General features: G+C 68.4%; 12 protein-coding genes. 7 read left to right on the forward strand and 5 right to left on the reverse strand.

Features of this window, described 5'->3' with window-relative positions; translation table 11 throughout:
- Nucleotides 1-7: 7 nt before the first annotated feature.
- Entirely contained in the window at nt 8-1,207 is a 1,200-nt protein-coding gene (locus tag OG568_RS48265; protein WP_329529714.1) for an SIS domain-containing protein, read from the reverse strand.
- Nucleotides 1,204-2,121, reverse strand: coding sequence for a dTDP-4-dehydrorhamnose reductase family protein (locus OG568_RS48270; protein WP_329529715.1), 918 nt, complete (start codon nt 2,119-2,121; stop codon nt 1,204-1,206). The genes OG568_RS48265 and OG568_RS48270 overlap by 4 nt, the downstream gene beginning before the upstream one ends.
- Nucleotides 2,122-2,344: 223 nt before the next feature.
- On the opposite strand from OG568_RS48270, the gene OG568_RS48275 reads away from it, so the two are divergent.
- A complete protein-coding gene (locus OG568_RS48275) occupies nt 2,345-3,658 on the forward strand; it encodes an XRE family transcriptional regulator (RefSeq protein WP_329529716.1) in 1,314 nt (437 codons plus the stop codon).
- Between the two features lie 278 nt (nt 3,659-3,936).
- Here OG568_RS48275 and OG568_RS48280 read toward each other — a convergent pair whose 3' ends face one another.
- Entirely contained in the window at nt 3,937-4,461 is a 525-nt protein-coding gene (locus OG568_RS48280) for a DinB/UmuC family translesion DNA polymerase (RefSeq protein ID WP_329529717.1), read from the reverse strand.
- Nucleotides 4,462-4,666: 205 nt separating this feature from the next.
- Here OG568_RS48280 and OG568_RS48285 point away from each other — a divergent pair, with 205 nt between their 5' ends.
- The 6 genes from OG568_RS48285 to OG568_RS48310 all read left to right on the forward strand — a co-directional run bounded on the left by OG568_RS48285 (nt 4,667) and on the right by OG568_RS48310 (nt 9,909).
- The gene (locus OG568_RS48285; protein WP_329529718.1) at nt 4,667-5,110 is read left to right on the forward strand and encodes a Pycsar system effector family protein; all 444 of its coding nucleotides are present in this window, start codon (nt 4,667-4,669) and stop codon (nt 5,108-5,110) included.
- Nucleotides 5,111-5,239: 129 nt separating this feature from the next.
- Nucleotides 5,240-5,809 carry a Crp/Fnr family transcriptional regulator gene (locus OG568_RS48290; protein ID WP_329529719.1) on the forward strand — a complete coding sequence of 190 codons (570 nt, stop codon included), beginning with the start codon at nt 5,240-5,242 and terminating at the stop codon, nt 5,807-5,809.
- A 59-nt stretch (nt 5,810-5,868) separates the two neighbouring features.
- Nucleotides 5,869-6,741, forward strand: a complete 873-nt coding sequence (locus OG568_RS48295) for a hypothetical protein (RefSeq protein WP_329529720.1) — start codon at nt 5,869-5,871, stop codon at nt 6,739-6,741.
- On the forward strand, nt 6,738-8,753 hold the full coding sequence (locus OG568_RS48300; RefSeq protein ID WP_329529721.1) for a hypothetical protein: 2,016 nt from the start codon (nt 6,738-6,740) through the stop codon (nt 8,751-8,753). The genes OG568_RS48295 and OG568_RS48300 overlap by 4 nt, the downstream gene beginning before the upstream one ends.
- Nucleotides 8,754-8,830: 77 nt before the next feature.
- Nucleotides 8,831-9,502, forward strand: a complete 672-nt coding sequence (locus OG568_RS48305) for a hypothetical protein (RefSeq protein WP_329529722.1) — start codon at nt 8,831-8,833, stop codon at nt 9,500-9,502.
- Nucleotides 9,499-9,909 carry a hypothetical protein gene (locus OG568_RS48310; protein ID WP_329529723.1) on the forward strand — a complete coding sequence of 137 codons (411 nt, stop codon included), beginning with the start codon at nt 9,499-9,501 and terminating at the stop codon, nt 9,907-9,909. Before OG568_RS48305 ends, OG568_RS48310 begins: the two co-directional genes overlap by 4 nt.
- Nucleotides 9,910-10,082: 173 nt before the next feature.
- Here the strand turns inward: OG568_RS48310 and OG568_RS48315 are convergent, their stop codons facing one another.
- Together OG568_RS48315 and OG568_RS48320 are read right to left on the reverse strand one after the other, a co-directional pair.
- The gene (locus OG568_RS48315) at nt 10,083-11,462 is read right to left on the reverse strand and encodes an IS1380 family transposase (protein WP_329529724.1); all 1,380 of its coding nucleotides are present in this window, start codon (nt 11,460-11,462) and stop codon (nt 10,083-10,085) included.
- A gap of 287 nt (nt 11,463-11,749) precedes the next feature.
- Nucleotides 11,750-13,105, reverse strand: coding sequence for an acyltransferase (locus OG568_RS48320; RefSeq protein ID WP_329529725.1), 1,356 nt, complete (start codon nt 13,103-13,105; stop codon nt 11,750-11,752).
- Between the last annotated feature and the right edge of the window lie 268 nt (nt 13,106-13,373).

The raw sequence follows: 13,373 nt of genomic DNA on the forward strand, positions 1-13,373 counted from the left end.
CTTTCGTTCAGAGGGACTGCGGGGCGTTGGAGAGTTCGCGCAGCGGCGCCAGGTCCTGCGCCATGAGGTCGACGGGCGAGGGCCCGGCGGCCAGCGTGGCGCGGGTGGTCCGGCACAGAAGGTGGGCGGCCGACTGCACCAGGGCCGCCTGCGTGAAGTCGTCGGCCGGCGGCAGGGTGAAGGCCTGGCCGGTGCCGGGCAGGGCGGGGCCGTCCCGGTGCAGGAGGAACAGCCGCGTACCCGCCGCGGCGGCGGCGCGGACGGCCTCCTGGGCTGTCCTGCCGTCCGAGTCGTAGGTCAGGAGGAAGACCACATCCTGCGGCAAGGCGCTGCTCAGCCGGTGGCGGGCGCCGTGGGCGGGGTCGGGGTGGTCGTTGTAGATCGCGCTCATGTCGGCCAGTGACGGATCGCAGACCACGAGCGGAGGCCGTACGCCTTCAACTCCGAGCGGGGCGTCCCAGCTGAGGTTGTGGGCGAAGTGCTCGCCGGCGAGGGCGAGGGGGCCGCCGTCGGGGCACAGCACATAGATGCGGCGTCTGCTGCGGACCGCGTCGGCGACGGCCTCGGTGGCCCCCTGCAGGAAGCCCGCCAGCAGGGGGACGTCGACGGCAGCCAGGGCGTGCAGGGCCCGCTCCTGACCGGTCGGCAGCGGTTCCTGGGGCGGGGCGAGTGCGCTGTCGGTCGCCCAGGTCAGCGCGGTCAGCGTGGCGTCCTCGCTGATCTGCTGGTCGGTGGTCCCTGTTGCCCAGACCATGCCGTCCACCGGCTCCATCTGGGTCCCGTCCCCGCCCACCACCGCCAGTACCGGCACGCGGGTCTCGCCGCAGAGCCGGACGGCCTCGAGGATGTTGGCCGACCGGCCGCTGACGCTCGCGACGATGACCAGGCCCGCCTGATCGATGTCCCTGGCCAGCGACTGGGCGAAGACCGTGCGGTAGTCCTGCCGCTGGGCGCCGTAGGCCATGGCCGCCGGGCTCATCATCGCGTCGTCCACCAACAGTTCGGCGTGCGCACGGAGTTGGAGAAGGGCCGAACGAACGATCGCCGAAGAGCCGCCGTTGCCGAAGGCGCGCACCCGGGCACCGCCGTCGACGGCCGACTTCAGAAGGGCGGCGGCCTCGGTGCCGCGGGTGAACATGTGCCGGACACTGGCGGCGACCTCGGTCAGGTACGCGCGGGCGAAGTCCTCGTACACAGCGGACGTCACGGTTCTTCCCTTCGGCTCAAAGCGGGTCGGGCGGGAGCCAGCCAGGGCTCCACCACGGGCGGGAATTCGGCGCTGAACAGCCGACGCCGTACCGGGCGGAGGCCTGCGGGCAGGTCCTGGCAGTCGAGACGGCAGTCGACCGGCCGGTCACCGGACGCCGCGTCCGTCTCCCCGGCGTGGATGTGGCCGGCGGACAGGCCGAACCTGCGGGCGATCAACAGGGCCGTCTGGAATTTGGCGAAGCCCTGCTCCGCGCTCCAGTGGACGACCGAGCCCCGGCACTGCCCGTGCCAGAGGGCCCCGGCGATCCGGCGGCACACCTCGGCGGCCTCGTCCGCGTGCGTCGGGTAGCGCACGCACACGTCGTCCAACTCAACCCGAGCCCCCGCGCCCACCTGGCGGGCGATCACAGTCAGGTTCGTCTCGGCGGCGAACTGCGCGGGCCCGTAGAGCACGGGCAGCCGCAGAATCACCGCGTCCGGGCAGGCGGCGCGCACAGCCCGCTCGGCAAGGAGCTTCCACCGACCGTAGGCGTTCAGCGGGTTCGGCAGGCTGTCGGGCCGATACGGGGGCGCCGTCCCGTCGAAGACGTAGTCGCTGGAGATGTGCAGCAGGCGGGCCCCGCACCGGTGAACACCCCGGGCGATCAGCCGGGCGGCGTCGACGTTCCGGCCGAGAGCCTGAGCCGGGGCACCCTCCCACACCTCGGGCCGGCGCTCGCCCACACAGTTGACGACGACGTCCGGCCGGTGCCGTCCCAGCAGCCGGTCGATGTCGTCGGCCGACGTGGCGTCGACCCTGACCAGCCCGCCGACGGCCCGGCTGAAGCCGGTGCCCGTCACGGCCGTGTCGCCGAACGCCCGCAATACGCTGCGCCCCAGCAGCCCGGAGGATCCGAAGATCACCGCTCGCATCACTCACCCCCTGCAAAGTCCTGCGAGGTGAGACAGCCAAGCCGAGCCGCACTCGTGATCGGGAGGGGCTGCTGCGGTGTACGAGGTGGATGCACCAACTCGGTGTAGACACACCGGACTCGACGTCCGGTGTACGTACACCAAGTCCCATTTGCGCTGCCCGGTTCCGGTATCCCGCGCGGTGGTAGCTTCCGGCCAGGACCCCGCCGGACTTGGAGTGCCCATGGAGCCAGCAGCGTTAGACGCCCCGCCGGCCACCGTGCTCGCCGCCCTCTTACAGCAGCTGGGGATGCGGCCGGAGCAGCTCATCGGCCGCATCAACGAGAGGCGGGCCCGCCGCGGCAGCTCTCCTCTCCACCTGAAGGCGGCCTATCCCTGGCTGCGCGAGTGCCCCGCTCATCCGCATCCTGACAACCAGGCGGATGCCCTGGCGGTGCTCACCGCCAGGGCAGGGCGGTGCATTACCGCCTCCGACATCGGCTGGGACGTTCCCCGTCTCCGGACTCGTCACCGTCATCTCGACGCGCCCGGCGACGCACCCCTGGAGGCTCTGCTCCACGAAATCAGCCAAGGAGACATGATGGACCGCCGCAACCTGCTCATGCTCACCGGGGCGGCAGCCACCGCGCCCGCTCTCTCACTCCTGCTCGGACCGATCGCGCAGGCCGCCGACGCGCCCGGCGCCACGCGCCTGAACGAGAAACTCGTCGGCTCGATCGAGAGCGCGGTCCGGGACCTGAGGGAGATGGACGATTCCACCGGGAGCGCCAGCGGCGATCTCACGTGGGGTCTCGGCATCTGGCAGAGCACGTCCCGCGTCGTCGCGCAGGCCCGCGACCACGGCTTTCTGGTCGACCGGCTCCACACCGCCTACATCGAGCTGAGCGAGCAGACCGGCTGGATGCTCTTCGACTCCGGACGACACCCCCAGGCTCAGCGCGTCTACCACACCGGGATGCGGCTGGCCCGCGAGACCGGTACATCCCTGACCGCCCGTCACGCGACGTCCAACCTCGTTGCCTCCGCCGCCTATCAGGCCGCATGGCTGGGTCACCACAACGATGCCGCCGCACTGCTCGACATCGCCGCCCGGACGCCGGATCTGCCCTCCGCGGTGGCAGCGGTCATCGCCGAAAGGAACGTCTACGCCGCAGGACGTCGGCACGACCCTGACGCAGTCCTGCGGTTTCGCGACGAAGCGCTGTTGCATCTCGCCTCTCCCGATGAGCGCCCGCCGTGGTGGGCGACCTGGCTGACGAAGGACTCCGTGGACGCCGCCACCGGGCGGGCCTGGCTCGCCTGCGACAAGCCGTCCCAGGCCGTGCCCTTCCTGAGCCGGCGCGTCGAAGCGTCCTCGCCCGACCACCAGCGCGACCACCTCCACGCTGTTCTCGACCTGGCCGACAGCGTCCACAAGTGCGGCGACAGCGACAGGGCACGGGAACTGCTCGACCAGGCCGATGGGCTGATCAGCACCGTCAGCTCCGAGCGCATGGCCCACCGCTACGAAGTACTGTCGTCGGCCGTCGCCGCGTGACAGCTCCGGCAACGGCCGACGGTCCACGCATCCTCGCCGACCTGCGCGGCAAACTCCGCGCCCACTGCCAAGTCCCCCTGGTCCGGGACTTCCTGGAACGCACCGTGTAAAGCTCCACCCGCGGGTCTACATGCCGAGGCGATCCCCACCGAGCACCACCACGAGCGCACTGTGTGGAAGTCGACGAACGTCCTGGTGTCCCGTCCTTAAATGATCTGGTTCCGCGCCGCCCTCCGGACGTGTGGCGACCAGTCAAGGTGCAGGCGCCGCAATGCCGGTCAGGAGACGCGCAGGAGCGTGGTGGCGGGGCGGATCGCGCCGGGACCGAACTTGGCGCGGATGCGGTCGCTGACCTCTTCGGCGACCAGCCGGGCCTCGCGCGCCCCGTCGAAGCTGATCTGCTCGGCAATCTGGTCGGCGGCGATCAGGTCCTCGCCCTTCAGCGTGATCCCGGTGAGGCGGCCGCGCTGCAGTCCCGCCGCATCGATCAGCCGGTAGGCCAGCGTGCGCAGGTCGTCGTCGTGGGCGGAGGCCTCCGGGAGCCGACGGGTCTTCTCCCACGTGGTGCCCCCGGCGAAGCGCAGAGTCAGTGTCAGGCCGCGGGCCGCCTGGCCCCGGCGGCGCAGCTGGAGAGCGAGGGTGACGACCAGGTCGAGCAGGGCCGCGCGGACGGCGGCGCCGTCCAGGGTGTGCCGGGGGAAGGTGCGGCTCACGCTCGCGGAGGCGGGCAGGGCGCGCGAGGTGACGGGGCGGGGGTCGATACCGCGGGCCCGGTCAGCGGCCTGGCGTCCGGCCTGGCGCATGGGCGCAGCCGGACTGTGACGGGTTCGGCATGCGTGATGCACTGCAGTGTGCCCAGGCCCCGACGTGATTCCTGCACGGTGTGGAGCAAAACCAAGCGATGCAGAACCGAAGCCCCGATGGAGGAACGACGTGGCTGACATGGGCGGGGGGTTCACTCCAGCTGACTGCACGGGTTGCCGGCGGCTTGGGGATGCGGCAGCGGAGATGCTCGTTGAGATGCAGCGGGCGGACACGAAGGCGACGACGTTGTGCGGCGTGACTGGCGGTCTGCTGGCCGTGGACGCTGCGACGCTGTCGACTGTGCCGGGGTCCAGTTGGCTCTCGGTGGCTGCGCTGGCGTGTGCTGCGACTCTTCTTGGTGCGGCACTCGTCGTTGCCCTGTCCGCGATCCGCCCTGTGCTGCCACGGCGCGGTGGATTCAGGGTGTTCGTAGGTCCTGTCCCGGAACAGGGCGGAGCCGAGGAACTCGTGTCGACGTTCTCGGCGATGGGCTCTGGCCGTCCTGCGCGGGCGGAGGCGGAGCGGCTGGCGTTGTTCGCTGGCTTGGCGCAGCGGAAGTTCCGTGCGGTGAAGTGGGCAGTCGATTTAACGGCAACTGCCATCGGCATGGCCAGAATTGGATTGTTGAGCGGATACATCACTGCTTGAGAACATCGTGGCGTGACGGGTACCACACTCGGGGGGTGTATGTATCAGCCGCATGTCTCGGTCATCGGTGGTGATCTTTGGTCGCAGTTGTGTCAGCTGGCTCCGGTCCGTGTGCGCCCGGCCAGGAGCGTGCTGTTACGGCAGGGGGATCCGGGCACCCACGTCATCCTGCTGGTCTCCGGATCAACCTTGATCACGCTCACCGGATCGCATGGCGAACGGACGCTGCTGGCGGTACGCGGCGCAGGTGAACTGCTGGGCGAGCTGGCGGTGTTGGACAACCAGCCACGCACCGCGTCGGTCATCGCCGCGGAGGACTGCCGGGTGCACATCATCCCTGCCCCTGACTTCCTGGCTTTCGTGGACCGTCACGATCTGCAGGCCGCGCTGCTGCGTCACGCCATCGCGCGGGTACGCGAAGCGGACACCGTACGTCTCGAGATGGCCACTTCGGCCGTGCCCATGCGCCTGGCCTCGGCCCTCGGACGGCTGCTCCAGGCCGCGTCGGCGGGCGGCGCCGAATGCCTCGTGCGGCTGACGCAGCTGGAGTTGTCACAGCTGATCGGCGCGTCCCGCAACGCCGTGGGAACGGCCTTGAAACCGTGGCGCGAGCAGGGATGGCTCGCCACAGAGGCCGCTGGCGGACTCATCATCCGCGACATCACATCGATCCAGTCACACGCTCACGCGCAGACGTGACCGACCGCACCGGCGCGGTGCCCAGCACTGGGCACCGCCGTCGCCCGGGCGTGTCCAGCATGAGGCAGCACACCCACTCGGATTTCCCCGACACGATGGAAAGGCTGCTGCCCATGCCCTCTCTCGTCCCGTCCGACGTCACCGATGTGCCGCCGGAGCATGCTCTGTTGACCGTCGACATGAAGGAGTACAGCAAGCTCCCCGAGGCGAAGATGGCGCCCGCGCGGGCCGATCTGGACAGCATGCTGTCGACGGTGTTCGCTCAGTGCGGGATTGGTGACGCGACGCTGCTCGGCGCCGTCAAGGACCGTGGAGACGGTGCCATCTTCGTGCTGCCGGCCCGGCACGCGGCACGGTTGATCGACCCTCTCCTCGTCCACCTCGGTCAGGCACTCGAGCGGCGCGAGCAGACCCGGCTGGCCAGCGCGCCGACGATCCGGCTGCGGGCCAGCGTGCACGTCGGGCCCCTGGCGCCGCCGGAGCACCGGGGGGACGCGGTCAACGACGCCTGCCGGCTGGTCGACAGCGACGCGGCCCGCCGGGCCATGACCGCCGCGGTGGACCACGGAGTGCTGCTGGCTGCCGTGGTGTCGGACACCGTCTTTGGCCGCACGGTCGCCGCGGGCCGCACACCAGCTCTCAAGGAGCATCACTTCCACCGGGCCACCGCCCGCGTCGAGGGCAAGCCGGGCTTTGAGCAGGTCTGCTGGCTCCTCGTCCCCGGGCTGGTCCCCTCGGTACTCGCCCCCTACCTCACACAGGACAGCGGCGCCGTACCCGACGGCCGCCCCAGCCAGGCCGCTCAGCACAGCACAAAGGCCACCACCGCGAACGAGAGCAGCGGCGGGGTACGCCAGAAGGGCAAGGCCAGCGGCAAGGCCCGGCTGATCCAGGTCGGCCGCGACTACATCCCCAGCCAGGAGCAGTCATGACCGACGCCGAGGGCACCGCAGCGGTGCAGCAGCAGATCGAAGCGTCCGGCCAGGCACAGGTGACGCAGGTCGCCGGCGACTACGAAGAGCACCACCACCAGTACGTCCGGGGCTGGCAGTACCTGCGCAGCGCCAGTCTCGACGACGGCGAACTGGACCTCGCGGAACACGCGTTCGTCGATCCCCCCGGCCAAGTGGCGCAGGCCGTCAGTATGCTCAGCCGCCCCTACGGCAAGATCCACGTCCTGGTGCTGTGCGGGGAGGCCGGCACGGGACGGCGCACCGCCGCGCTGCATGCGCTGCGCAAGGCGGGGGTGCCCAGGAAGCAGATCAACTGGCTGATCCTGGACTGGGACCAGCCGCGCACCGAGCAGATCCCCCACGCCGAGGGGCGCGCATTCGTCCTGGATCTGACGGACTACCGCGATCTGTCGGAGGACTTCTACACCGGACTTGCCGACTACCAGAAGCAGGCACAGGCCGCCGACGCCGTTCTGGTCATCCTGGCCGACCCAAACGGCTGGAACCCCAAGGCCCTCGCGACCGTGCCGACCGTGCACCTCGCGCGCCCCTCGGCCGCAAAGGTCGCCGAGGCCCATCTGCGCCACCTCGCTGCTGGCCGGGTGGACTGGCTGACGCACGATCCGCTCAACGATCTGCTCGCCCCCGAGGCGCCGGCATCCGACGGCGCCCGGCTGGCCCGGCTCATCGCCGAGGCCAAGGACGACGACCAGTCCGCAGTCGGCAAGCAGTTCACCGACTGGCAGAAGCATCTGGAAACTTGGTTCGAGCGGCACTCCGCGCCGGGAGACCTGCAGGAGCGCGCGCTCCTGATCGCGGCCGCCCTGCTGGATGGAGCTCCGGCCGCCGTCGTACTGGGGGCCGCGGACCAGCTGTTCACGCAAGTCGGTGGTGAGCTGCCGCGTGGCGGTGCGCTGTCCGGCCGTGACCTGGACAAGCGGCTGGACGCGATCGACGCCTCGTACAGGGATGACGAGGGCATCTCCCTGGAGGAGAAGCAACGTGGGCTGTCCGGGGCTGCGCTGAAGTATGTGTGGCGGCAGCGGCCGCAGCTGCGGCCCGTGCTGCTGGAGTGGGCCTCCCAGATCAGCGCACCCAACAAGATCGCCGTGCGTCATCTGCAGCGCATCGCCGACTGTCTGGTGCCGCTGGCGTTGCTGCCCGGCGGCTCGACCGTGCTGTCCGTGGCCAGGCGGTGGATCGAGACCGACCGTGTGGCGCACCGTCAGCTTGCCATCCACATCCTGGAGACCATGGCGCTCCATCCGGTCTCTGGCGTCGCTGTACGTAAGCAGCTGTACGACTGGGCCCAGCAGAAGACAACCAGCGAAGAGCTGATCGCCGCGGTCGCCGCGGTCTGCGCGGGCGAGCTGGGCCAGCGGTATCCCCGGGTCGCCCTGACCCGGCTGCGGCTGCTGGCCTCCCGCGATGACGACCAGGCCCGGGACACCGTCGCCGACGCGGTGCGTACCCTGGTGAGCACTCCCGAGCAACGCGTCCTGGTGCTGTCGGAGATCGTGGAATGGGCAGAATCCAGCGACAGCACCATTCGTAAGGCCGGAGCGGGCACGTTCCTGGCCCTGACCGACATCACCAGCGACATCCTCCTGCCGCTGTCTGCGAACCAGGAGAGCACCGGCGAGGCCGTCGACGCTCCTGATGTGCTGGCCGGTCAGCTGTTCGTCCGCGGCTGGCGCGCGGCCCTGCAGGAGCCCACGGCATCGCAGGCGGCGTACCGGCATCTGGCGGCCTGGCTGGACTCGCCCAAGCTCCAGGACGACCAGGTCCTGCCCCTGGCGGCGCAGGTGCTGCGCGGTTATCTGGGCCAGGAAGGCCCCTCCGGCCTGCTGGTGGGCTCGCGCGAAAGCTCCGAGCTGGGACGGGCCCGGCGCGCACAGCTGTTCGCCCAGCTGATCTCCGAGGTGGCCTCCCCTGCTAGCCCCAGCACCATGGCGCGGTCCGGCGGTGACTGCGCCGCCGTGACGGCGTGAGGCTGCTGCGCCGGCGCAGCACAGCAGATGCGGCAGGCGCGAGCACGGCTCATCCGCTCTTGCTGAGCGACGAGCGGATGGCCAGCCGCATCAGCAGTGTGCGCTTCACCGTCCGCATCACAGGGAGCTGGCAGTGGACGACGCACCCCGGTGACACGGGCCAGGGCGACCTGGCGATGCCGGCGCGTGCGCACCTGCGCCGGCAGGCCGCGGGAATCCTGTGCCAGCACTCCGTTCTGGATCTCGCAGCGGCCCACGACGCCATCAACTCATCCCTAGCACAATGTGGTTGCCCCATGCCCGGGCTGGAGGTCAGTGGCATGGCCGAGCTGAGCGTCGCGGCAGCGGACCGCGCCCTGGCCGAGGAACATGCCCGTCGGCAGCAGGCGGCAGACCTCGAACACGGCGAGGAGCTGCATCGCCTGGCCCAGCTGCAGCGGGTGCTCGCCGACCCGGACCTACGCCGCGTGTGGTGGATGGCCCAGTTCCCCAACCGCTTCAACGACCTCGGAGACCTTGCCCAGGCGCTGAAGGGGCTGCCTGCTCCGCAGGAAGCGCAGGACGACGACCTGCGCGGTGACATCCGACGTTTTACCGACGACCTCGTCACCACCCTGCACACCCCGCAGCAGCGGGAGGTCTTCGTCCAGGCTCTCGTCCAGACCCTCACGGCCCTCGGCCACCACGACCTGACCACCGCCGCCGCCCTCCGGCACCGCCCTCACGATCCCGGGAGCACACCGGAATGAAACTCCATACCGCACGCTGGTTCCTGGCCCCTGTGCGCCAGTTGCGCACCCGCCGGCTCATGGCCCGACACGGGCTGGCACTGGCGTATGACACCGCCTGGGCCCTGATCACCCTGCACAGCGCACCAGACGAAACCACCCTCGTGCGCGCCTGGGCCCGCGAGAACCCCGGCGCTGCCCCCGGCATCCACTACGACCACTGGCACACACTGAGCCAAGCCGAACAGCAACGCCGCCTCAGGTGGCTGCGCAGACACGGGCACTCCCCCATCCAGCTCCTCCAACTCGACGCCGGCCTCATCCACAGCACAGGCCTCCACGTCCTGGACTGGGGCCGCCCGCCGATCCCTGCCGACCAGCACCATGCGACGCCACCCCCCTGGTCACAAACCCGCGAACAGCCCTAACCTCGATCGTTCATGAGTCCTCGTCGGTTCGCTGACGGGGACTCTGTGCTTGGGTGGTGCGGATTTTCGTGGGCTGGGGCAGGTTGGTGGCCCGGCTGTCGCGTCGGGTGGGCGCCGGGGTTCCACGGCTCCGGGATGTTGCTTTGGTTCGTCGGGATGGTCGGAGTCGCTGGTCAGCCGGGGTTCGGCAGGGCTGCGAGTCGCTGGATCGCGAGGGTGATCACATCCGTCCAGGGCCATCGGGCGGTGAAGCGGAGCCAGCGGCGGCGGCCGGTGGTGACCAGCTGGGCGGCGGCAGAGAACAGGCGCAGGTGAAGCCGTTTGGGCTCCCAGCGGCGGGTTTGTGCAATCAGGGCGAGCATCGGCATCCAGGCGAGGAGGTCGAGTGCGATCTGGACGATCTCCAGCCAGATCCGGTTCTGGGCGGTGTCGTGCAGGGGCAGGTTGCGCAGTCCGGTGGCGCGGGCGTTTCGGATGCGGTCCTCGCAGCGGGCCCGGCGGCGGTGACGCAGCTCCAGGTCGGCGAGCTGGCCGCCTTTTGTGTTGGTCGCGAAACAGGTGAGTCGTAGTCCGTCGAGGTCGGTGAAGCGCAACTGGGCGCCGGGGTGCGGTCGTTCTTTGCGGACGATCAGCCGCATGCCCTTGGGCCACGTGCTCAGGTCGGGGATGTCGGTGATCTCTGCGACCCAGGCGCCGGGCCGCTCGGTGCCGTCGGCGTCGCAGGCCGGCGTCCATGCCTTCTTCGGAATCTTCAGGACGGCCTGGTGGATGGCGTCGGTGATGGTCATTCCGACGGAATACGACAGCCACCGGCCCCGGCGGGAGAGCCAGCCGAGGAAGGCGTGGGTGCCGCCTGCGGGGTCGGTCCGGATCAGTGTCTGCCGTCCCCGCCGCAGGTGTCTGGGCAGCTGGGCCAGGGCGAGTCGGGCGGTTTCGATGTGGTCGGTGGCGGTGTTGGAGCCGGCGTTGCCGGGCCGAAGCAGCGCGGCCACCGGTTCCCCGGACCCGGCCTCGCCGTGGTCGACGAACGCGACGAGCGGATGATGGCCGAAGGTCTTCTTCCAGGTCGCGGTGGCATCCTGCTTCTCGGAGTGCGCCAGGACGAGGACGCCGTCGATGTCCACGATCACGCTGCCACCGGCGGCCGAACCATCCGCACCGGCCAACTCCCAGACCCGCGACCGCACTTCGCCCCGCGCTGACCGGATCGCGGTGAGCGCCTTCGGGCCGGCTGCGGCGAGAGCGTCGACGAGACGGGAGACCGTCGGATCGGAGGCCACGGGGCCGAACACGTCGGGCTCGGCCCGCAGCATGCCGACGTCGGCCAGACAGTCCCCGCCGAGCGCGACGGCCAGGGCCACATCCAGCAGAATCTTCCCCGGATCGTGCACTGCCCGCGGCTTGCGCCACGGCGCCAGTGCCGCCGCTATCGCGGTGTCCAGCCCGGACTTGCGGACCGTCTCGACCAGCAGCACCGCCCCGGCCTGCGAGACCACCCCACGGCCGCCGCCCTCGACACGAACACGCGGATACGACCCGCTACGCTTCTTCACCTGGAGAGTGCTTCTTTCCTCGCAACTGACAGGACCCTCGACAAGTCCCATCGTTGCAGGTCAGCAGCACTCTCCACTTATTTGATCAAGACCCGGACAGGCCCACTCGCGAAAGCACGAGGTTAAGGCATCACAGGTCAGACGACTGCAGTCCGGAGTCCCCTTGGGGCGAGATTGGACATATGGCCAGGTCAGAGCGCCAGCCCCTCCATCCCCAACTCATGAGCACAGTTGGGATTCTGCAGGTCACTGCGATGGAAGTGTCCCAACTACATGGATAACTGACATCAGGCCAGTTCGACGGCCGATAAAAAAGTCGGTTGAACGTCTCCCGGCTCCCTGAACCGATGGATCATCTCCCCCCCTGCAGGGCTGCGCAAATCTTCCGCAAGTGCCGCCGACGTGATGAGAGTAATCAGCAGTCCACTGCGCCCGGGGGCTTCGATAATTGAAATAAGCGGGCCAAGTGAAGGCGGTAGTTGAGAAAGTCCCGTCGGCAAGAAATTGAAGAAGCGCGGGAATTGACCATCGAATGATATGCTATAGACGCCAGAATTTCTCCAGTCCGTAATCCTGAAGATCGGGTCCCCTGGCACACCTAGAACACGGCCGTAATCGCCAGGCCAGGATTTTCCCGTCTCGTTGATGAATGTGCGGCTCGTGCGTATATTGAGATGCAGCCTCGAAAAGTCGTCAAGGCCCTCTCTGATCTGATGCGCAAGGCCCACAGGTGTCTGCGACGAGGAACTGGATATAACCATGGGCCAGAGAGGATTGCCAATAAGTCCGGCAGGCATGCCAAGCCGGGTGCGCAGACTGACAATACTCGATATATTCACTCCGCCATCACACTGCAGCTGACGAACCGATGTCACCAGATGGGCGCACACCACATCGTTTGATGAAAGCTTTCCTTTGGCCGTTTCGCTGAACGTTCGGCGCATTCGATCTAGTTCTTCTGAGGCGAAGTGGATCTGCGTGACTCTCTTTTGTTCGTCCGGCAGCTCGCGCAGGTGGCTGTGTAGTTCGAGCTCACGCGGGGTCAGCAGCCGGTAGCCAGGCTTACTCGAATCTTCCAGCGGAAGGAATCTGTCGAAATGCGCTTCACGATCATCGACAATGAGTATCTGCGGCGGTGCATCGCCTTCAACGAATGCCGACCAGGCCTGCATGAACAATATGAAGCTGTGCAGGTCACCCGCAGTGTGATGCCAGCTGCACCCGAGAGCAAGTGCGCCATCCGCCAACCAGTAGATGCGTACCGTCAGGAGAGGGCGCAGCTCTACAGGCAGGCTCTCCAGGTCGACCGTGTCACCGAAGCTCGTGTTGGGGTTCGACATGTCTGACAGAGCTTCATTACGTGTCGCTTCGACGTCAAAGATTGACACAGGAACGCCGGCATCAGAGCAAACGATGTCTGCCCCGCCCGGTCGGAGCCGGAGTCGCCCCGCAAAGCTCGGAACAAGGGACAGAGCGCGACGAAGACCCTCCAAAAGTCGCTTCTCGTCTACTCCTTTCTCGAAGATGAATCCTACCGAGACGTAATTGCTGTGGATTATATCCAAAAGGCCGCATTTAATACTGTCGTATGTGCGGCCCGCTGTGACCGTCTCCGCTCTACGCTCGGTTATCCGCAGTTTCAAACCGTCTTCCCCCTATTGTCGTCACCGGAAAGGTAAACCCGTGTCGACACGTGTATGACCTCAGCGGTCTCAGTGGCCGGTGGCCAGTCGCTGCCCCTGGTCCGAGATAACCTCCGGCGGGTGAGCGGATCCGCCGCACCTGCTCAACAAGGACGTATTCGTCGAACCATGACAAACACGTCCTGGCCTTCAGAGCCAGTGCGTCTTTCCTCCCTCCCGATGTGAAGCGCCCCTCCGCACCGGTGTCATTTCTCGGTGACATTTTCCG

The sequence above is a fragment of the Streptomyces sp. NBC_01450 genome (assembly GCF_036227505.1).
Classification (GTDB): Bacteria; Actinomycetota; Actinomycetes; order Streptomycetales; family Streptomycetaceae; genus Streptomyces.